Source organism: Shinella sp. WSC3-e, from assembly GCF_945994535.1.
GTDB classification, from domain to species: Bacteria; Pseudomonadota; Alphaproteobacteria; order Rhizobiales; family Rhizobiaceae; genus Shinella; species Shinella yambaruensis.
Genome location: NZ_OZ000530.1, coordinates 935,491 through 955,919, shown reverse-complemented (window position 1 = coordinate 955,919; position 20,429 = coordinate 935,491). Strand labels below are relative to the sequence as shown.

Here is a 20,429-nt window from a genome sequence, read left to right as displayed (position 1 = left end):
GACAACGCCTAACGTTTGGGCTAGTTTCAGGCCACAAAACAGGCAAGAAGTGCAAATTCCTGCCAATTTCGCGGTCAAGTCTTGGGAGGATCAGATCTTTGGCGCGCGTAGACGCTGCCACCGCACAACGGATAAAGATCACGCGATACCTGCAAAACAAGGCTTTCAGCCTTGTTTTTTTTTGCCTTTTGCAGAAACAGCCTCCGCGAGACCGATTTGCCTGCAAAGTCCATGCGGCAAAGGCGCGCACCGGCCGCTCCCGCGACACTCCGCCTCACGTAGGGTGAAGCCAATCCGGCGGAATGCGCCTTTCCCGGAGGCAACGGAACGTTCGGCCCGCCTCTTTCACGTGCATTCGCCTCGATGATCAAGGAAAGACTTTCCGGAGCGGCCCGGAACGGTTGGAATGGCTTGCTCCCGGCCTCAAGTGGCCGTTAACCTTTTGGGCAGCCGCTCATTTGAAATCGGGCATGAACTGCGGGATGGAATCTATGCCGTAGCCGAGGCGCACCGACAGGACGTACCAGATGCCGTAGATGATGGCGGAGATGAGCGTCGTCATGAGCACGACACGTCCGCCGCGGAAGCGCGCAGGCGCGCTCTCCACCGTGCCAGGCACCACGTCCTCCGCCTCGGCCTGCGTCTTCAGCCCGAAGGGAAGCACGGCGAACAGCGTCATCCACCAGACGATGAAATAGACGGCGAAATAAGAGAAGCTCTGCATGGACGGCCCTCGTGCGACAGCCGGTCTTGTACGCCTGTCGCGGATGAAGTTCAAACGGCGCGAAGGCGGCGTGCTGTCACACCCCTGCCGCCCGCCCCTCATCCCGCCGGCAGGACGAAGGGCTTTCGTGCGTCCCGTCAGACCTTCGTCAGGAACACGGTGACGACGGGCTTCTTGCCCCAGATCTCGTTGGCGGTGGAGCGCACGGCGCGGCGCACGGCCTCGCGCACCATCTCCAGGTCCTTGCGGCGCGCGCGCGGGATGCTCTCGACGGCGCCGAGCACGGCGTCATAGAGCGTATCGCCCATGTCCTCGCCCTCGTCGTCGAACTGCGGCAGGCCGAAAGGCTCGACCTCGGGATCGCCCATGAAATCATAGCGGCTGTCGAGCAGGACGCTGACGGCGACATGGCCGACGAAGGCGAGCTTGCGGCGGTCGCCGATGCCCATCTCGTCATAGTCGCCGATGAGGTTGCCATCCTTGAAGATGCGGCCGAAGGGGGCGTGGTCGACGACCTCCGGCTCGCCGGGAGCGAGCTTCAGGATATCGCCGTTGCGCACGCGCGGCACCGCGGCGATGCCGGACTGCTCGGCAAGCTCGGCATGGGCGGTGAGATGCACCGCCTCGCCATGGACGGGCACGACCATCTTCGGGCGCGTCCAGCCGTACATCTGCTGCAATTCGTGGCGGCGCGGGTGGCCGGAAACGTGCACCAGCGCCTCGCTGTCGGTGATGACGTTGATGCCCTGCTCGACCAGGCCGTTCTTGATATCGTTGATCGCCTTCTCGTTGCCCGGGATGGCGCGCGAGGAGAAGATGATCGTGTCGCCGTCGGTGAAGGCGACATTGCGCATCTCGTCGCGGGCGATCTTCGCGAGCGCGGCCCGCGGCTCGCCCTGGCTGCCGGTCAGGATGACGACGACCTTGTCGCGCGGGATATAGCCGAACTCGTCCTCGGCGATGAAGGGCTTCAGACCCTCCATCAGGCCGATGTCGCGCGCCACCTCGGTGACGCGCTTCATCGAGCTGCCGAGCAGCAGCACCTCGCGGCCGGCGGCCTCGGCGGCCTGGGCGATGGAGCGGATGCGGCCGACATTGGAGGAGAAGGTGGTGATGCCCACCCGGCCCTCGGCGGCCTCGATGATCTTCGTCAGGCTCTCCGATACCTCGCGCTCGGAGGGCGAGACGCCGTCGCGTACCGCATTGGTGCTGTCGCAGATCAGCGCCAGCACGCCCTCGTCGCCGAGCTTGCGGAAGCGGGTCTCGTCGGTCAGCGGCCCGAGCGACGGATCGAGGTCGATCTTCCAGTCGCCGGTGTGGATGACCGTGCCAAGCGGCGTCCTGATCGCCAGCGACATCGGCTCGGGAATGGAGTGGTTGACGCCGATCGCCTCGATCTCGAACGGGCCGACATTGATGCGGTCGCCCTGCTTGAAGATCGTCACCGGAATCTCGGTGCGGCTCTTCTCGTAGTCGCGTTTCGCCTCCAGCATGCCGGCGGTGAAGGGCGAGGCATAGACCGGCACGTTGAGGCCGGGCCACAGCTCGTTCAGCGCACCGTAATGGTCCTCGTGCGCATGGGTGATGATGATGCCCTTGAGGTTCTTGCGCTCCTCGGCGAGGAAGCGGATATCGGGCAGCACGAGATCGACCCCCGGCAGGTCCGGCCCCGGGAAGGTGACGCCGCAATCGACCATGATCCACTGGCGGTTCTTCTTCGGGCCGTAGCCGTAGAGCGCCAGGTTCATGCCGATTTCGCCGACGCCGCCAAGCGGCAGGAATACCAGTTCGTCTTCTTTTGCCATCGGCTTTTAAAATTCCTATCCAAAAAACACGTCGCCGGCCGCGATCAACCGCGTGCCGCCGTCATCCGTCTCCAGTTTCAGGAGACCTGTATCATCTATTCCGGAAAAGCGCCCGGAAATAGAACGGTCGGGCAGATTGACCGTGATGTTTTCCCCGATGCCGCCCGCCACCCGTTTCCAGCGCTCCATGATGGCTGAAATCCCGCGTCCGCCGTCCCAAAGCGACAGCGTTTCCGCCATCGACTGGAAGAGATAGGCGAACAATTCCTCGGGAGAAGCGGCCGCACCGAAATCACGCAGCGTCGCGACGGGATAGAGCCCGGCGTCGGGCGCCACGGCGACATTGATGCCGATGCCGATGACCAGCCCATGGCGCCCGTCGGAAAGCGTCTCGCCCTCGATCAGGATGCCGCAGACCTTGCGGCGGTCGACGAGGATGTCGTTCGGCCACTTGATCAGCACGTCGGGCGCATCGGGCGGCAGGATGCGGCTCACCGCATCCTGCACCGCGACCGCGACGGCGAGCGGCAGGGAGCCGAGCCGGTCCATCGGCGCCGGATCGATCAGGAGCAGCGAGGCGTAGAGGTTGCCCGGTTCGGAAAACCAGGCGCGCCCGCGCCGGCCGCGTCCGCCCGTCTGCCGCTCCGCCGTGATCCAGAGACCCGAAAGCGCGCCCTTTCGGGCGCGCTCCAGGCATTCCGTATTGGTCGAGCCCACGTCGGCGAGCGCCTCGTGCCGGAAGTCGTCGAGCGACAACCGGCGGTGCGTGCCGGACCTGCTCAAAAGAAGGTCCGGGCGGCGGCTTCGGCCGCTGCGCCGATCGGCCCGCCGATCAGCACGTAACCGACGACGAACAGGCCGGAGAGACCGAAGACCAGCTTCAGTTCGCCGGCCGTACGGGCGAACTCACCCGTCGGCTCGTCGAACCACATCACCTTGATGATGCGCAGGTAGTAGTAGGCGCCGACGACCGAGGCGAGCACGCCGATGATGGCGAGCGCATAGAGATGCGCCTCGATGGCGGCCATGAAGACGAAGTACTTGGCGAAGAAGCCTGCCATCGGCGGGATGCCGGCGAGCGAGAACATCAGGATCGTCAGCACGGTCGCCATGAACGGATTGGTCGAGGAGAGGCCGGCAAGGTCGTTGATGTCCTCGACATTGCCGCCTTCCTTGCGGCGCATGGCGAGGATGATCGCGAAGGTGCCGAGCGTCATGACCATGTAGATGAGCATATAGAGCGCGACGCCGCGCACGCCCGCCATCGAGCCGGCGGCAAGGCCGACCAGCGCATAGCCCATATGGCCGATCGAGGAATAGGCCATCAGGCGCTTGATGTTGCGCTGGCCGATGGCGGCGAAGGCGCCGAGCAGCATGGAGGCGATCGCGATGAAGACGACGACCTGCTGCCAGTCGGCGACGACCGGCTCGAAGGCATCGATGACGATGCGCACCAGCATGGCCATGGCGGCGACCTTCGGGGCGGCGGCGAAGAAGGCCGTCACCGGGGTCGGCGCACCCTCATAGACGTCCGGCGTCCACATGTGGAACGGCACGGCCGAGATCTTGAAGGCAAGGCCTGCAAGGATGAACACCAGGCCGAAGACGAGGCCGAGCGAGCGGCCTTCGGCCGTCAGCGCCGCGGCGATCTCCTGGAAGCCGATATGTCCGGTGAAGCCGTAGACCAGCGACATGCCGTAGAGCAGCATGCCCGAGGACAGCGCGCCGAGCACGAAATATTTGAGGCCCGCTTCCGTCGAGCGCAGGCTGTCGCGGTTGATCGCGGCGACGACGTAGAGCGCCAGCGACTGGAGTTCCAGCGCGAGGTAGAGCGACAGAAGGCTGTTGGCGGAGATCATCAGCAGCATGCCGAGCGTCGACAGCACGATGAGGACCGGGAATTCGAAGCGGTCGAGCTGCTCCGAACGGGCGTGGCCGACGGTCATCACCATGGCGGTGATCGAGCCGATCAGCGCCAGCACCTTCATGAACTTGGCGAAGGGATCGGAGACGAAGGCGCCGCCATAGGCCTGGCCCTCGCCCGTGGCGAGCACGAGCCAGAGGCCGGAGATGATGAGCAGCGCGACGGCAAGCCCCGTGACGGTCGTGCCCGAGCGTTCGCCGGAAAACACGCCGACCATCAAAAGGGCCAGGGCGCCGACGGCAAGAATGATCTCGGGGGTCGAGAGTTGAAGGCTGGCAAGGATCGTATCAGCGGTCATGTCTTCGAGTCCCGTCGTCAGTTCGCCGAAAGCGCAACGGATTGCGCCGCCTGCAGAGCCGCGGAGTAGTTATTGAGCAGCGCGTCGACCGAAGCCGCCGTCGCATCGAATACCGGCGCCGGATAGACACCGTAGAAGATCGTCAGGATCAGGAGCGGATAGAGCAGCAGCTTCTCGCGCATGTCGAGATCGAGCAGCGACTTCAGGCTTTCCTTCTCCAGCGCGCCGAAGATCACCCGGCGGTAGAGCCAGAGGGCATAGGAGGCCGAAAGGATGACGCCGGTCGTGGCGAAGAGCGCGACCCAGGTGTTGGCGCGGAAGACGCCGATCAGCGTCATGAACTCGCCGACGAAGCCCGAGGTGCCCGGAAGGCCGACATTCGCCATGGTGAAGATCATGAAGGCGACGGCGTATTTCGGCATGTTGTTGACGAGGCCGCCATAGGCCGCGATCTCGCGGGTGTGCAGCCGGTCATAGACGACGCCGACGCAGAGGAAGAGCGCGCCCGAGACGATGCCGTGCGACAGCATCTGGAAGATGGCGCCCTGCAACCCCTGAGCATTCGCCGCGAAGATGCCCATGGTCACGTAGCCCATGTGGGCGACCGACGAATAGGCGATCAGCTTCTTGATGTCGTCCTGCATCATCGCGACCAGCGAGGTGTAGATGATGGCGATGACCGACAGCGCGAAGACGAAGGGCGCGAAATAGTCGGAGGCAAGCGGGAACATGGCGAGCGAGAAGCGGATGAAACCGTAGCCGCCGAGCTTCAGGAGCACGCCCGCCAGGATGACGGAGCCTGCCGTCGGCGCCTGGACGTGCGCGTCGGGAAGCCAGGTGTGCACCGGCCACATCGGCATCTTCACCGCGAAGGAGGCGAAGAAGGCGAGCCACAGCCAAGTCTGCATGTGGGCCGGGAAGTTGTAGGCGAGTAGTTCCGTGATGTCGGTCGTGCCGGCCTGCCAGTACATCGCCATGATGGCGAGCAGCATCAGCACCGAGCCGAGCAGGGTATAGAGGAAGAACTTGTAGGATGCGTAGACGCGATCCTTGCCGCCCCACACGCCGATGATGATGAACATCGGGATGAGGCCCGCCTCGAAGAAGACGTAGAAGAGCACGATGTCGAGCGAGACGAAGACGCCGACCATGAACACTTCCAGGAGCAGGAAGGCGATCATGTATTCGCGCAGGCGCTTTTCGACCGAATGCCAGCTTGCGAGCACGCAGAACGGCATCAGGAAGGTCGACAGGATGACGAACAGCATGGAGATGCCGTCGACGCCGAGATGGTAGGAAATGCCGGTGCCGAGCCATTCGGCCTTCTCGACCATCTGGAAGCCGGGGTTCGAATTGTCGAAGCCGATCCAGATGAAGAGCGAGAGCACGAAGGTGAAGACCGTCGTCAGCAGCGCGACGTTCAGGATGTTGCGGCGGCCGTACGGGCTGTCCTCGCGGGTCAGCAGCAGAAGCGCCACGCCGACGAGCGGGAGGAAGGTGACCGCTGAAAGAATGGGCCAATCGGTCATCAGAGGGAGCTCCCGAGCATCATCCAGGTAACGAGTGCCGCAATACCCAGCAGCATCGCGAATGCGTAGTGATAGAGGTAACCGGTCTGGAGGCGGACGACGCGATCCGTGACGTCCACGACGCGGGCGGCGATGCCGTTCGGGCCGAGGCCGTCGATGACGGCGCCGTCACCCTTCTTCCAGAGGAACTTGCCGAGCCACTTGGCCGGGCGGACGAAGATGAAGTCGTACAGTTCGTCGAAATACCACTTGTTGAGCAGGAACAGGTAGAGGCCGCGGTGCTGCTCGGCGAGGTATTTCGGCGTTTCCGGCGAGCGGATGTACATGTACCAGGCGGTGACGAAGCCGATGGCCATGGCGGCGAACGGGCTCCACTTCACCCACTTCGGCACATTGTGGAACTCGTGCACGAGATGGTTGTCGGGAAGCGTGAAGAGCGCGCCCTGCCAGAACTCGTCATAGTGATGGCCGTAGAAGTACTCCACGAAGATCACGCCCGCGACCACCGCGCCGGCGGCCAGCAGATAGAGCGGGACCAGCATGACGGCCGGCGATTCGTGCACATGGTGCATGACGTCGGCGGAGGCACGCGGCTTGCCGAAGAAGGTCATGAACGCCAGGCGCCAGGAGTAGAAGCTGGTGAACAGCGCGGCGATGACCAGGAGCACGAAGGCGAAGCCGGCAACCGGGCTGTGCGAGGCGAAGGCCGATTCGATGATCGCGTCCTTCGAGAAGAACCCGGCAAAGCCGATGACGGTGCCCGGGATGCCGACGCCGGTCAGCGCCAGCGTGCCGATCGTCATCATCCAGAAGGTGACCGGGATGTGCTTGCGAAGACCGCCCATGTAGCGCATGTCCTGCTCGCCATCGACGGCATGGATCACGGAGCCCGCGCCGAGGAACAAGAGCGCCTTGAAGAAGGCGTGCGTGAAGAGGTGGAAGATCGCCGCGCCGTAGGCGCCGATACCGAGCGCGACGAACATGTAGCCGAGCTGCGAGCAGGTCGAATAGGCGATGACGCGCTTGATGTCGTTCTGCACGAGACCGACGGTCGCCGCGAAGAAGGCGGTGATGGCGCCGACCAGCGTCACAACCACGAGGGCGTCATGCGACAGTTCGAAGAGCGGCGACATGCGGGCGACGAGGAAGACGCCGGCGGTGACCATGGTCGCGGCATGGATGAGCGCCGAAACCGGGGTCGGGCCTTCCATGGCGTCCGGCAGCCAGGTGTGCAGCAGGAACTGCGCCGACTTGCCCATCGCGCCCATGAAGAGCAGCAGGCAGGTGGCGGTCAGCGCATGCGACTTGTCGAGGCTCATGCCGAACAGCGTGATGACGGGATCGGCGGCATCCGCGGCGCCTTCGGCCGGCAGGTAGGTCGCGGCCGTCGCGAAGATCGTCTCCAGATTGATCGAGCCGAAGAGCACGAACACGCTGGAGATGCCGAGGATGAAGCCGAAGTCGCCGACGCGGTTGACGATGAAGGCCTTCATGGCGGCAGCGCAGGCCGACGGCTTCTTGTACCAGAAGCCGATGAGCAGGTAGGACGCAAGGCCCACGCCTTCCCAGCCGAAGAACATCTGCAGGAGGTTGTCGGACGTCACCAGCATGAGCATGGCGAAGGTGAAGAGCGACAGATACGCGAAGAAGCGCGGCCGGTGCGGATCGTGGTGCATGTAGCCGATCGAGTAGACGTGCACCAGCGTCGAGACGGAGTTCACGACGACGAGCATGACGGCCGTCAGCGTATCGACGCGGAACGCCCATTTGACATCGAAGCCGCCGGACTGGATCCAGCGCAGCACGCTGACCTTGATCATCTCCGTCTCGCCCATGGCGACGTCGAAGAAGACGATCCACGACAGCACCGCGGCGATGATCATGAAGCCGGACGTGACGTATTCGGACGCCTTGGCGCCGATGGCATTGCCGCCGATGCCGGCGATCAGGAAGCCGATCAGCGGAAGGAAGACGATTACCTTGATGATGGTATCCATGACCCGATCAGCCCTTCATCATATTGACGTCTTCGACGGCGATCGAACCGCGGTTGCGGTAGAAGACGACGAGAATTGCAAGACCGATGGCCGCTTCCGCAGCCGCGACGGTCAGAATGAACAGCGCGAAGACCTGGCCGACGATGTCGTTCAGGAACGCCGAGAAGGCGACCATGTTGATGTTGACCGCAAGCAGGATCAATTCGATCGACATCAGGATGACGATGACGTTCTTCCGGTTGAGGAAGATGCCGAAGACGCCGAGGGTGAAGAGTATGGCGCTGACGGTGAGATAGTGGGAAATACCGATTTCCATGATGCTTTTCCTTGGGTCCGCGCTGCCTCAGATGCCCTGACCGGGCTTCACCTTGACCACCTCGACGGCGGTCTCCGGCGTGCGGGCGACCTGCGTCGGGATATCCTGGCGCTTGATATGCGGCTTGTGACGCAGCGTCAGCACGATCGCGCCGATCATGGCGACGAGCAGCACGAGGCCGGCGATCTGGAAGAAATAGACGTAGTGCGTATAGAGCACGTCGCCGAGGGCGGCCGTGTTGGTACGCTCGGCGACCGGCGGGATCGGCATCGAGGCATTGGCGGCGATCTCCGGCGAGAGCGTCGAGCCGCCGACGACGACCACGAGCTCGATCGCAAGGATGAGGCCGATCAGTGCGCCCACCGGAGCATATTCCAGCGCGCCTGCCCTGAGTTCGGCGAAATCGATGTCGAGCATCATCACGACGAAGAGGAAGAGAACCGCAACGGCGCCAACATAGACGACCAGCAGGATCATCGCCAGGAACTCGGCGCCCGTCAGGAGGAAGAGGCCCGCCGAATTGAAGAAGGTGAGGATCAGGAACAGCACGGAATAGACCGGGTTCCTCGACGCGATCACCATGAAGGCGGACGCCACCGCCACGAAGGCGAACAGATAGAAGAATAGAGCCTGCAGACCCATTTTGGTGCCTTTTCGTCTTCCCCGGAGGAGGTCCCCCCTCCCCCGTCGAAGCCTGACGACCTTATGCCGTCAGGCACATGCATTTCGTTTTACCCTTGCGCCGGCTATCAGCGGTAGGGCGAGTCCATCGCGATGTTGCGGGCGATTTCCCGCTCCCAGCGATCGCCGTTCTCGAGCAGCTTCTGCTTGTCGTAATAAAGTTCTTCGCGCGTTTCCGTCGAGAACTCGAAGTTGGGCCCCTCAACGATGGCGTCGACCGGGCAGGCCTCCTGGCAGAAGCCGCAATAGATGCACTTCACCATGTCGATGTCGTAACGCACCGTGCGGCGCGTGCCGTCGTTGCGGCGGGGGCCGGCCTCGATGGTGATGGCCTGAGCCGGACAGATGGCTTCGCACAGCTTGCAGGCGATGCAGCGTTCCTCGCCGTTCGGGTAGCGGCGCAGCGCATGCTCGCCGCGGAAGCGCGGGGAGACCGGGCCCTTTTCGAAGGGATAGTTCACCGTCGCCTTGGGGCGGAAGAAGTAGCGCATCGACAGGAAGAACGCCCCGACGAATTCCTTGAGGAACAGCGAATTTACGGCTTGCGAAAGACTAGCCATTTCAAGCTCCAATGCTGCTGAGGGTCAGGGCGGTCCTCATGCGGACCAGCCCGTGAGCTTCAGCACGAATGCAACGATGACGACCATGGCGAGCGAGATCGGCAGGAAGACCTTCCAGCCGAGACGCATGAGCTGGTCGTAGCGGTAGCGCGGCACGAAGGCCTTCACCATCGCGAACATGAAGAAGACGAAGGACGCCTTCAGGACGAACCAGATGATGCCCGGGACCCAGTTGAGGAACCAGACATCGACCGGGGGCAGCCAGCCGCCGAGGAAGAGGATCGTGGTCAGCGCGCACATCAGGCAGATGGCGGCATATTCGCCGAGCATGAACATCATGTACGGGGTGGAGCCGTATTCGACCATGAAGCCGGCGACGAGTTCGGATTCGGCTTCCGGCAGGTCGAAGGGCGGGCGGTTCGTCTCGGCGAGCGCCGAGATGAAGAACACCACGAACATCGGGAACAGCGCCAGCCAGTGCCAATCCAGGAAAGAACCCGGCAGGCCGATCATCGTGCCGAGGCCGTCGCGCTGCGAATTGACGATATCCGTCAGGTTCAGCGAGCCGACGCAGAGCAGCACCGTGACGATGACGAAGCCGATGGAGACTTCATAGGAGACCATCTGCGCGGCGGAGCGCAGCGCGCCGAGGAACGGATACTTCGAGTTCGAAGCCCAGCCGCCCATGATGATGCCGTAGACTTCGAGCGAGGAGATCGCGAAGATGTAGAGGATGCCGACATTGATGTTGGCGATCACCCAGCCGTCGTTGAGCGGCACGACCGCCCAGGTGGCGAGCGCCAGCGTCACGGAGACGAGCGGGGCGAGCAGGAAGATCGCCTTGTTGGCCGTCGCCGGGATCACCGGCTCCTTGAAGACGAACTTCAGAAGGTCGGCGAAGGACTGGAACAGGCCGAAGGGGCCGACGACGTTCGGGCCGCGGCGCAGCTGCACGGCCGCCCAGATCTTGCGGTCGGCCAGAAGCACGTAGGCGATAAAGACCAGGAGCGCGACCAGGAGCAGCAGCGACTGGGCCACCATGATCAGGCCGGGCCAAACATAGGTCGAAACGAAAGCGTCCATAATGCTTTATCCCTTCGCGCTCATTCCGCCGCGGCTTTGAAATTGTTGCGGGCCAGCGCCGAGCATTCGGCCATGACCGCGGAGGCGCGCGCTATCGGGTTCGTCAAATAGAAGTCTTTGATCGGAGACGCAAACCCGGAATTCGCCATCGTCCCGCCTTTTTTCGCAAGTGCGGAAAGATCGGCGATATCGCCGGCCGCAATCTCGTCGATCGCGGCGAAATGCGGGTGTGCGGCGTGGAGTTTCGCTCTCAGCTGCACCAGCGAATCGAAGGGCAGCTTCTTGCCGAGCACGTCGGACAGCGCACGCAGGATCGCCCAGTCCTCACGGGCGTCGCCCGGCGCGAAGCCGGCGCGGTTGCCCAGCTGGACGCGGCCTTCGGTGTTGACCCAGGTGCCCGACTTCTCGGTATAGGTCGCGCCCGGCAGGATGACGTCGGCGACATGCGCCGCATTGTCGCCGTGCGAGCCGATATAGACCGTGAAGGCGGTCTTGTTGGAAAAGTCCATTTCATCCGCGCCAAGCAGGAAGAGCACGTCCGTGCCGGTCAGCATCTCGGCCGCGGTCTTGCCGCCCTCGCCCGGCACGAAGCCAAGGTCGAGGCCGCCGACGCGCGCGGCCGCGGTGTGGAGGACCGCAAGGCCGTTCCAGTCCGCCGTCACCGCGCCGACGCTTTCCGCCAGGTTCGCGACGGCCGAGAGAACGGCGAGACCATCGGCGCGCGACAGCGCGCCCTGGCCGACGATGATCATCGGGCGTTCGGCCTTCTTCAGCTTTTCGGCAAAGGAGAGCGAGCCGTCGATGAGGGCCGAAAGCGTGTCCGTGCCGGCGCCGAGATAGTCGTAGTCGTAGCGCAGCTCGCCCTCGACGCCGATCACGCCGATCGGGAAGTTGTCCATGCGCCAGCGCTTGCGGATGCGGGCGTTGAGCACGGCGGCTTCGAGGCGCGGATTGGCGCCGACGATGAGCAGCGCGTCGGCCTGCTCGATGCCCTCGATGGTCGGGTTGAACAGGTAGCTGGCACGGCCGAGCGACGGATCGAGCACCGAACCGTCCTGGCGGCAGTCGATATTCTTCGAGCCGAGCGAGGCCATCAGCTCGCGCAGTGCATACATTTCCTCGACGGAGGCGAGGTCGCCGGCGATCGCACCGATGCGGTCGCCCGGCTTGCCGGCGACGGCGGCCTTGATGGCGCCGAAGGCCTCGGCCCAGCTGGCGGGCTGCAGACGGCCGTCCTTGCGGACATAGGGGCGGTCGAGACGCTGGGTCTTCAGGCCGTCCCAGATGAAGCGGGTCTTGTCGGAGATCCACTCCTCGTTGATCTCCTCGTTGACGCGCGGCAGGATGCGCATCACCTCGCGGCCGCGGGTATCGACGCGGATCGCCGAGCCGACGGCGTCCATGACGTCGATCGATTCGGTCTTGTTCAGCTCCCACGGGCGGGCAGTGAAGGCGAAGGGCTTGGAGGTCAGCGCGCCGACCGGGCAGAGGTCGACCACGTTGCCCTGCAGCTCGGAGGTCATCGCCTGTTCGAGATAGGTGGTGATCTCGGCATCCTCGCCGCGGCCAATCAGGCCGAGCTCGGTGATGCCGGCCACTTCCGTCGTGAAGCGGACACAGCGCGTGCAGTGGATGCAGCGGTTCATGATCGTCTTGACGAGCGGGCCGATATACTTGTCCTCGACCGCGCGCTTGTTCTCCGCGTAGCGCGAACTGTCGATGCCGAAGGCCATCGCCTGGTCCTGCAGGTCGCATTCGCCGCCCTGGTCGCAGATCGGGCAATCGAGCGGGTGGTTGATGAGCAGGAACTCCATCACGCCTTCGCGTGCCTTCTTGACCATCGGCGTGGTCGTGAAGACTTCCGGCGGTTCGCCGTTCGGGCCGGGGCGCAGGTCCCTGACGCCCATGGCGCAGGAGGCCGCCGGCTTCGGCGGGCCGCCCTTCACCTCGACGAGGCACATGCGGCAGTTGCCGGCAACCGACAGCCGCTCGTGGAAACAGAAGCGCGGAACCTCGGCGCCGGCCTCCTCGCACGCCTGAAGCAGCGTGAAGTGATCCGGGACTTCGATTTCTTTTCCGTCGACTTTCAGCTTTGCCATATCTCAATCCCGCTTTTGACGCGGGAAAGCCCCGCGTCTCGCCAGCGCCATTCTGTCCAGCCTCAGGTCCGGGTCCCGTCCCTTCGGCCTTGTTCCATCTGCCGGTTCCGGCGGGGTCTCAGCCCCTGCCCTTCGCCAGCGCCTTTGCCTGCTCCACCCAGCCATCGCGGGCGATGCGCCCTGCGAAACCGAGTTCGGCTTCGATCCTTGCGACATCGGCGGGCGTCAGGCCCACGATGTCGGCATAGCGCCGGAAGCCCATGCCGTTCAGCACCTGCTCCAGCTTCGGCCCGATGCCCGAAATCGCTTTCAGGTCATCGGCCTTGGCGGACTTCGCCGCCGGCACCTTGCGCGCCTGTCTGGCACCGGCCGCCTTCGGCGTCGCACTTTTCTCGCGCGCCACCGTCACCGTCTTCGCCACGGCGGGCTTTTCCGCCTTCGGCACCACGGTCAGCGCCGGCTTCGCCTTGACCGGCTCCACCGGCTGCGGCTCCGCCGCCAGCGCCGCGGCCTCGTCGAGCACCACCTTGGCCCGCTCCGCCGCGCTCTGCATCAGGCCCAGCATCGCACCGGCCATCTGGCCCGCAATGCCGAAGCCGATCGCGGTCGTCGCGGCCATCGCCGCCACCGGATGGGCCATCAGCGGGTGCAGCGGCACGTCCGGCATTTCCCGCAGCCAGGGCGCGAGCCCGAAGGGATCGTTCCCGCCGGCCTCCGCCGGCTGAACCCTGGTTGCATTCGCATCCTGTCCTGCCGGCGTCTTCATCGTCTTACTCCGCTGCTTCGAGCACGGCGCCGTGCGCCATGGCGTTGGCCGTATACTGGTCGATGCGTGCCTCGATTTCCGGGCGGAAGTTGCGGATGAGGCCTTGGATCGGCCAGGCCGCCGCATCGCCGAGGGCGCAGATCGTGTGGCCTTCGATCTGCTTCGTCACGTCGAACAGCATGTCGATTTCGCGCTTCTGCGCATTGCCCTTCACCATGCGCTCCATGACGCGCATCATCCAGCCGGTGCCTTCGCGGCACGGCGTGCACTGGCCGCAGCTCTCGTGTTTGAAGAAGGCCGAGATGCGCCAGATCGCCTTGATGATGTCGGTCGAGCGGTCCATGATGATCATGCCGCCGGTGCCGAAGGAGGACTTCACCTCGCGCAGGCCGTCGAAGTCGAGCGTGACGTTCATCATGTCCTCGGCCTTGACGACCGGGCAGGATGCGCCGCCGGGGATGACGGCAAGCAGGTTGTCCCAGCCGCCGCGGATACCGCCGCCGTGCTTTTCGACCATTTCCTTGAAGGAGATGCCCATGGCCTCCTCGACCGTGCAGGGACGGTTGACGTGGCCGGACATCATGAACAGCTTGGTGCCGACATTGTTCGGGCGGCCGAACGAGGAGAACCAGCTGGCGCCGCGGCGCAGGATGGTCGGCGTCACGGCGATCGATTCGACGTTGTTGACCGTCGTCGGGCAGCCATAGAGGCCCATATTCGCCGGGAACGGCGGCTTCAGGCGCGGCTGGCCCTTCTTGCCTTCCAGGCTTTCGAGCAGCGCGGTCTCCTCGCCGCAGATATAGGCGCCGGCGCCGTGGTGGACATAGATGTCGATGTCGTAGCCGAGCTTGTTGTTCTTGCCGAGAAGGCCGGCGTCGTAGCACTCGTCGATCGCCGCCTGCAGCGCCTCGCGCTCGCGGATGAACTCGCCGCGCACATAGATATAGGCGGCGTTCGCGCCCATGGCGAAGGAGGCGACGACGCAGCCTTCGATCAGCGTGTGCGGATCGTGGCGCAGGATATCGCGGTCCTTGCAGGTACCGGGCTCGGATTCGTCGGCGTTCACAACGAGATAGTGCGGGCGGCCGTCAGATTCCTTCGGCATGAAGGACCACTTGAGGCCGGTCGGGAAGCCGGCGCCGCCGCGGCCGCGCAGGCCCGAGGCCTTGACCTCGTTGATGATCCAGTCACGGCCCTTTTCGAGCAGCTGCTTGGTGCCGTCCCAATGGCCGCGGGCCATGGCGCCCTTCAGCGACTTGTCCTTGGTGCCGTAGATGTTGGTGAAGATGCGATCCTGGTCCTTAAGCATGTTTCACCCCTTTACCGCGGCTTCTTGCCGAAGACGCGGATGTATTCCGCTTCGCCGCCCTTGGCGAGCGCCTTGGCCTGCCTGACCCAGTCGTCGCGCTCGATGCGGCCCTTGAAATTCAGATAGGAATCGACCCATTCGCGCTCCGCCTTCTTCCAGGCCGCGACCTGCGCGAAGGTGAAGATGCCGAGCTCGTGCAAGATGCCCTCGATCTTCGGGCCGACGCCGGAGATGAGCTTCAGGTCGTCGGGCGTTTGCGGGCGCGCGATGGCGGCCGGGCGGTTCTTGTCTTCCAGCGACGGCTTGCCGGCCTCCGCGAGCGGCTGCTTGGCGGCGGCATCGCCGCCCTCGGCGCGCGTGTCGCCGGTTGCCTCGGCATTGGCGGCCGCTTCCGCCTTGGCGGTCGCCGGCGTCTTCAGCTTGGGATCGGTCTCGACGGCATCCGTCTTCGGCTTGGCGGCATTCGACGGGGGGACGCTGACGCTCTCCTCCTCGGTCTTCTTGGCGCGGGCCGGCGCCTTCTTGGCAGCCGCTTCCGGCTCGTTGAGGCTGGTGAGGCCGCCGACCGGGGCGGAGAAGATGCGGTCGACCTGCGGGCCGGGCGTGACGTCGGCGCCCTTGCCGGCGTCGAAACGGTCGATGATGTGCTCGAGCTGCGTCGCCGTCAGGTCCTCATAGCTGTCCTTGAAGATCATGATCATCGGCGCGTTGACGCAGGCGCCCTGACACTCCACCTCTTCCCAGGAGAGCGTGCCCGTCTCGTTGAGATGGAAAGGCTCGGGATGGATGCGCTTCTTGCAGACATTGATGAGGTCTTCCGCGCCGCGCAGCATGCAGGGCGTCGTGCCGCAGACCTGGACATGGGCGCGCGTACCGACCGGCAGCAGCTGGAACTGGGTGTAGAAGGTCGCGACCTCGAGCACGCGGATATAGGCCATGCCGAGCATGTCGGCGACGGATTCGATCGCCGCCTTGGTGACCCAGCCGTCCTGCTCCTGCGCCCGCATCAGAAGCGGGATGACCGCCGATTGCTGACGGCCCTTCGGGTACTTGTTGATCGTTGCCTCGGCCCAGTCCGCGTTCTCCTTGGTGAAGGCGAAGCTGGCGGGCTGGACATTGTCATCGGCTAGTCGACGAACGGACATTCTGTAACGCCTTGTCTCAGTTGATCTGCCGGCACTGCGTTTGCGTCGTGTTGACGAATTCGCAGGCGTAGGCCGACGTGTCTTTCTGCATGAATACGACGTAGCGGCTGCCATTCGGCGCCGCCGCCTTAATCTCGTAGCCCTGGCTCGCCAAGGCCCCCATGGTGGTGCCGGACGCGCCGATCTGCACGTCCTGCTGCGCGTTGGCGGCAGCGGCGGTTGCCAGGAGGATCAGCGTGGCAAGGGCAACGTTCGGCATCAGCGATCGACCTCGCCGAACACGATGTCGAGGGAGCCGAGGATCGCCGAGACGTCGGCGAGCTGGTGGCCGCGACAGATGAAGTCCATCGCCTGCAGGTGGGCGTAACCCGGGGCGCGGATCTTGCAGCGGTACGGCTTGTTGGTGCCGTCGGCGACGACATAGACGCCGAACTCGCCCTTCGGCGCCTCGACGGCCGCATATACCTCGCCGGCCGGCACATGGTAGCCTTCGGTGTAGAGCTTGAAGTGATGGATGAGCGCTTCCATCGAGCGCTTCATCTGGCCGCGCTTCGGCGGCACCATCTTGCCGTCGATCGAGGAGACCGGGCCGACCTTGGCGTCGCCGAGCAGGCGGTCGACGCACTGGCGCATGATCTTCGCCGCTTCGCGCATCTCGATCATGCGGATCACGTAACGGTCGTAGCAGTCGCCGTTCTTGCCGATCGGGATGTCGAAGTCGAGGTCGGAATAGCACTCGTAAGGCTGCGAACGGCGCAGGTCCCAGGCCGCGCCCGAGCCGCGCACCATGACGCCCGAAAAGCCCCAGGCCCAGCAGTCTTCCAGCTTCACCACGCCGATATCGACGTTGCGCTGCTTGAAGATGCGGTTGCCGGTCAGAAGCTCGTCGATGTCGTCGACGGTCTTCAGGAACGGGTCGATCCACTTGCCGATGTCTTCCACCAGTTCGTGCGGCAGGTCCTGGTGCACGCCGCCGGGGCGGATATAGGCCGAGTGCATGCGCGCGCCGCAGGCCCGCTCATAGAACACCATCAGCTTCTCGCGCTCCTCGAAGCCCCAGAGCGGCGGCGTCAGCGCGCCGACGTCCATGGCCTGGGTCGTGACGTTGAGGAGGTGCGAGAGGATGCGGCCGATTTCCGAATAGAGCACGCGGATCAGCTGGCCGCGGATCGGCACTTCCGTGCCCGTCAGCTTCTCGACGGCAAGCGCGAAGGCGTGCTCCTGGTTCATCGGCGCCACGTAGTCGAGGCGGTCGAAATAGGGCACGGCCTGAAGATAGGTCTTCGTCTCGATCAGCTTCTCGGTGCCGCGGTGCAGCAGGCCGATATGCGGATCGACACGCTCGACGATCTCGCCATCGAGTTCGAGCACGAGACGGAGAACCCCGTGCGCAGCGGGGTGCTGCGGGCCGAAGTTGATATTGAAATTGCGAACGTTATGCTCGTTCATGGGCGCGCTCCGCGCTGGGAGAGAGTAGCGAATAGCGAATAGCGAATAGGGTTCGTTGGTCGTTTCATAGCTTGTCCTGCAGACTTCTGATCAAAGCGCGCAACATTTTTCCGACATCTTCCGACCGGCCCATCAGTTCCTTGAACGACTGGCCCTGCAGAAAACCGACCTTGTTGGCTATGATCAAATGGGTCTCGAACTCCTTCAAGGATCCCTGCGAAAATCGCAGAAACTGAATGAAGTGAGCTGTGGTTTCACGTCCATGACCTTCTGCGATATTGGCTGCTATTGAACCAGCCGCCCTCCGCATCTGGGACGTCAACCCATAGAGCTCACACCTCGGAAACTCTCCAGTCGCTTTATAAGCATCGACGGCGAGCTCTATCGCCGCCTGCCATACCTTGAGTTCCTTGTAGGAGTTTACCGTCTGCTTCTCCTTCCGTCTCGGCGATAACTATTCGCTATTCGCTACTCGCTATTCGCAGTTAAATCGATCAGTTCGTCTTCGCCTTCTCATCCCCCGGCAGCACGTAATCCGTGCCTTCCCAGGGAGAGAGGAAGTCGAAGTTGCGGAATTCCTGCTTCAGTTCGACGGGTTCGTACACGACGCGCTTCACCTCGTCGTCGTAGCGCACTTCCACGAAGCCGGTCGTCGGGAAATCCTTGCGCAGCGGGTGCCCCTCGAAGCCGTAGTCGGTGAGGATGCGGCGCAGGTCCGGATGGCCGGTGAAGAGGATGCCGTACATGTCGTAGGCTTCGCGCTCGAACCAGTCGGCGCCCGGATAGACCGCGCAGGCGGAGGGAACGGGCTGGTCCTCGCCGGTCGCGACCTTGACGCGGATGCGCACATTCTGGCGCGGCGACAGGAGGTGGTAGACCACGTCGAAACGCTCGGCGCGGGCGGGCCAGTCCACGCCGCAGATATCGACGAGGTTGACGAAGCCGCACTGCACGTCGTCGCGCAGGAAGGTCAGAAGCTCGACGACGCGGGCGCCGTCCGTCTTCAGGGTGAGTTCGCCATAGGCGATATCGGCGGAGGCGACGAGATTGCCGGCCGCTTCGCCGATATGGGAGGAAAGCTCCTGGAGGGCTTCGCTCATATCTTAAAGTCCCCTGCCCTTAACGCTCGATCGTACCGGTCCGGCGGATCTTCTTCTGCAGCAGGAGCACACCGTAAAGGAGCGCTTCCGCCGTGGGAGGACAGCCTGGTACATAGATGTCGACCGGCACCACGCGGTCACAGCCGCGCACCACCGAATAGGAATAGTGATAGTAGCCGCCGCCGTTCGCGCAGGAGCCCATCGAGATGACGTAGCGCGGCTCCGGCATCTGGTCGTAGACCTTGCGGAGCGCAGGCGCCATCTTGTTGGTCAGCGTGCCGGCGACGATCATGACGTCGGACTGGCGCGGCGAGGCGCGCGGCGCGAAGCCGAAGCGCTCGACGTCGTAACGCGGCATGGAGAGCTGCATCATCTCCACCGCACAGCAGGCGAGACCGAAGGTCATCCACATCAGCGAGCCGGTGCGCGCCCAGGTGATGAGCTCATCCGTCGAGGTAACGAGAAAGCCCTTGTCGGCGAGTTCGTTGTTGATCTCGCCGAAGAAGGCGTCGTTGCTGCCGACGGGCTTGCCGGTGTTGGGATCGATGATCCCCCTGGCCTGCGGCGCGACGAGCGTCGTGTTGGTGTGGGCTACTCCCATTCGAGCGCTCCCTTCTTCCATTCGTAGATAAAGCCGATGGTCAGCACGCCGAGGAAGACCATCATCGACCAGAAGCCGAACCAGCCCATGTCGCCGAAGGAGACGGCCCAGGGAAAGAGGAAGGCGACTTCGAGGTCGAAGATGATGAAGAGGATCGACACCAGGTAGAAGCGGATATCGAATTTCATGCGCGCATCGTCAAACGCATTGAAGCCGCACTCGTAAGCGGAGAGCTTTTCCGAATCGGGGGCCTTGTATGCGACGGCAAACGGCGCGACCAGCAGCGCAAGGCCGATCACGAGCGCGATACCGATGAAGATGGCGATCGGGATATAGGAACCGAGAAGTTCAGTCATTGGCGTCCATCCTGCCTGCTCGTGGCGCCGGAGAGACGCCTGTTGGTCGTGAGAACCTGCAAGCCGAGAAAGTATGTTGCAACGCCCCGTCGTTAGCGCAGTGAGCGCCCCCGCGCAAGGCTTTGTCCGGCTTTCGCCCCATTCATTGTGTTGTTTTCCGAACAGCCGCGAAACCCCGGGCGCAAAGCCATTTAAATCGTTACGATTTCATGACTGACGCAATGCGGGACGTTTCGCCGCAGTTGCGAAGAAAACGACCCTGCCACCGTCCCCGGCACACGGGCCGAGCGCACGATCGCACCGCCCGGCGGCACCGATCCGCCGCTGCCCCGCATTCTGCGGCCCGACACGAAACCGACCGCGACCGATAGCCACGACCAATCATAACGTGCCGCATCAGGAAACAACCGCAATAGACTGGAGAGAAAGAAGAATGGCGCGAGTGACGGGGCTCGAACCCGCGACCTCCGGCGTGACAGGCCGGCACTCTAACCGACTGAGCTACACCCGCGCATCTTGTGGCCTTTCGGCCCCGGCACGTTTCGTCCGGTCTTTCGAGTGGCGCGAGTGACGGGGCTCGAACCCGCGACCTCCGGCGTGACAGGCCGGCACTCTAACCGACTGAGCTACACCCGCATCCTCGAAAGCGACCGGATGGCAAAACATCCGTCCCGAGCGGCCTCAGCC

Annotated in this window: 20 protein-coding genes and 2 tRNA genes; all 22 read right to left on the bottom strand. The window is 63.9% G+C overall.

What is annotated here, in order from left to right; translation table 11 throughout:
- Window positions 1–454: 454 nt before the first annotated feature.
- Window positions 455–724, bottom strand: a complete 270-nt coding sequence (locus tag AABF56_RS04810) for a DUF1467 family protein (RefSeq protein WP_272805101.1) — start codon at window positions 722–724, stop codon at window positions 455–457.
- Between the two features lie 137 nt (window positions 725–861).
- Window positions 862–2,529 (bottom strand): ribonuclease J, encoded by a 1,668-nt coding sequence (locus tag AABF56_RS04805; protein WP_272805100.1) that lies wholly within the window; start codon window positions 2,527–2,529, stop codon window positions 862–864.
- Between the two features lie 15 nt (window positions 2,530–2,544).
- Window positions 2,545–3,312: a biotin--[acetyl-CoA-carboxylase] ligase gene (locus tag AABF56_RS04800; protein WP_272805099.1), complete on the bottom strand. Its 768-nt coding sequence runs from the start codon at window positions 3,310–3,312 to the stop codon at window positions 2,545–2,547.
- Entirely contained in the window at window positions 3,309–4,751 is a 1,443-nt protein-coding gene (nuoN, locus tag AABF56_RS04795) for an NADH-quinone oxidoreductase subunit NuoN (RefSeq protein ID WP_272805098.1), read from the bottom strand. The genes AABF56_RS04800 and nuoN overlap by 4 nt, the downstream gene beginning before the upstream one ends.
- 17 nt (window positions 4,752–4,768) lie before the next feature.
- Window positions 4,769–6,280 carry an NADH-quinone oxidoreductase subunit M gene (locus AABF56_RS04790; protein ID WP_244765821.1) on the bottom strand — a complete coding sequence of 504 codons (1,512 nt, stop codon included), beginning with the start codon at window positions 6,278–6,280 and terminating at the stop codon, window positions 4,769–4,771.
- The gene (gene nuoL, locus AABF56_RS04785; protein WP_272805097.1) at window positions 6,280–8,277 is read right to left on the bottom strand and encodes an NADH-quinone oxidoreductase subunit L; all 1,998 of its coding nucleotides are present in this window, start codon (window positions 8,275–8,277) and stop codon (window positions 6,280–6,282) included. The genes AABF56_RS04790 and nuoL overlap by 1 nt, the downstream gene beginning before the upstream one ends.
- A gap of 7 nt (window positions 8,278–8,284) precedes the next feature.
- Entirely contained in the window at window positions 8,285–8,593 is a 309-nt protein-coding gene (gene nuoK / locus AABF56_RS04780; protein ID WP_160860343.1) for an NADH-quinone oxidoreductase subunit NuoK, read from the bottom strand.
- Window positions 8,594–8,620: 27 nt separating this feature from the next.
- Window positions 8,621–9,235 carry an NADH-quinone oxidoreductase subunit J gene (locus AABF56_RS04775; RefSeq protein ID WP_244765823.1) on the bottom strand — a complete coding sequence of 205 codons (615 nt, stop codon included), beginning with the start codon at window positions 9,233–9,235 and terminating at the stop codon, window positions 8,621–8,623.
- Between the two features lie 107 nt (window positions 9,236–9,342).
- Window positions 9,343–9,834, bottom strand: a complete 492-nt coding sequence (nuoI, locus tag AABF56_RS04770) for an NADH-quinone oxidoreductase subunit NuoI (RefSeq protein ID WP_023513863.1) — start codon at window positions 9,832–9,834, stop codon at window positions 9,343–9,345.
- 36 nt (window positions 9,835–9,870) lie between these two features.
- Window positions 9,871–10,917, bottom strand: a complete 1,047-nt coding sequence (nuoH, locus tag AABF56_RS04765; RefSeq protein WP_244765824.1) for an NADH-quinone oxidoreductase subunit NuoH — start codon at window positions 10,915–10,917, stop codon at window positions 9,871–9,873.
- A 20-nt stretch (window positions 10,918–10,937) separates the two neighbouring features.
- Window positions 10,938–13,016, bottom strand: coding sequence for an NADH-quinone oxidoreductase subunit NuoG (gene nuoG / locus AABF56_RS04760; RefSeq protein WP_272805096.1), 2,079 nt, complete (start codon window positions 13,014–13,016; stop codon window positions 10,938–10,940).
- 118 nt (window positions 13,017–13,134) lie between these two features.
- Complete coding sequence (locus AABF56_RS04755; RefSeq protein WP_272805095.1) at window positions 13,135–13,782, bottom strand: NADH:ubiquinone oxidoreductase; 648 nt, start codon at window positions 13,780–13,782, stop codon at window positions 13,135–13,137.
- Between the two features lie 4 nt (window positions 13,783–13,786).
- Window positions 13,787–15,091 carry an NADH-quinone oxidoreductase subunit NuoF gene (gene nuoF, locus AABF56_RS04750; protein WP_244765827.1) on the bottom strand — a complete coding sequence of 435 codons (1,305 nt, stop codon included), beginning with the start codon at window positions 15,089–15,091 and terminating at the stop codon, window positions 13,787–13,789.
- A gap of 11 nt (window positions 15,092–15,102) precedes the next feature.
- Window positions 15,103–16,236, bottom strand: coding sequence for an NADH-quinone oxidoreductase subunit E (locus AABF56_RS04745; RefSeq protein WP_272805094.1), 1,134 nt, complete (start codon window positions 16,234–16,236; stop codon window positions 15,103–15,105).
- A 16-nt stretch (window positions 16,237–16,252) separates the two neighbouring features.
- Window positions 16,253–16,495 carry a hypothetical protein gene (locus tag AABF56_RS04740; protein WP_244765829.1) on the bottom strand — a complete coding sequence of 81 codons (243 nt, stop codon included), beginning with the start codon at window positions 16,493–16,495 and terminating at the stop codon, window positions 16,253–16,255.
- Window positions 16,495–17,685 carry an NADH-quinone oxidoreductase subunit D gene (locus AABF56_RS04735; RefSeq protein WP_064329775.1) on the bottom strand — a complete coding sequence of 397 codons (1,191 nt, stop codon included), beginning with the start codon at window positions 17,683–17,685 and terminating at the stop codon, window positions 16,495–16,497. Before AABF56_RS04735 ends, AABF56_RS04740 begins: the two co-directional genes overlap by 1 nt.
- Before the next feature lie 64 nt (window positions 17,686–17,749).
- Window positions 17,750–18,070, bottom strand: coding sequence for a four helix bundle protein (locus tag AABF56_RS04730; protein ID WP_443021149.1), 321 nt, complete (start codon window positions 18,068–18,070; stop codon window positions 17,750–17,752).
- Between the two features lie 109 nt (window positions 18,071–18,179).
- Complete coding sequence (locus AABF56_RS04725; protein WP_272805093.1) at window positions 18,180–18,785, bottom strand: NADH-quinone oxidoreductase subunit C; 606 nt, start codon at window positions 18,783–18,785, stop codon at window positions 18,180–18,182.
- A 19-nt stretch (window positions 18,786–18,804) separates the two neighbouring features.
- The gene (locus AABF56_RS04720) at window positions 18,805–19,386 is read right to left on the bottom strand and encodes a NuoB/complex I 20 kDa subunit family protein (RefSeq protein WP_244765831.1); all 582 of its coding nucleotides are present in this window, start codon (window positions 19,384–19,386) and stop codon (window positions 18,805–18,807) included.
- A complete protein-coding gene (locus tag AABF56_RS04715; protein ID WP_064329771.1) occupies window positions 19,377–19,742 on the bottom strand; it encodes an NADH-quinone oxidoreductase subunit A in 366 nt (121 codons plus the stop codon). Before AABF56_RS04715 ends, AABF56_RS04720 begins: the two co-directional genes overlap by 10 nt.
- A 434-nt stretch (window positions 19,743–20,176) precedes the next feature.
- Window positions 20,177–20,253: transfer RNA gene (locus AABF56_RS04710), tRNA-Asp, on the bottom strand.
- A 48-nt stretch (window positions 20,254–20,301) separates the two neighbouring features.
- Window positions 20,302–20,378: transfer RNA gene (locus AABF56_RS04705), tRNA-Asp, on the bottom strand.
- Window positions 20,379–20,429 lie beyond the last annotated feature (51 nt).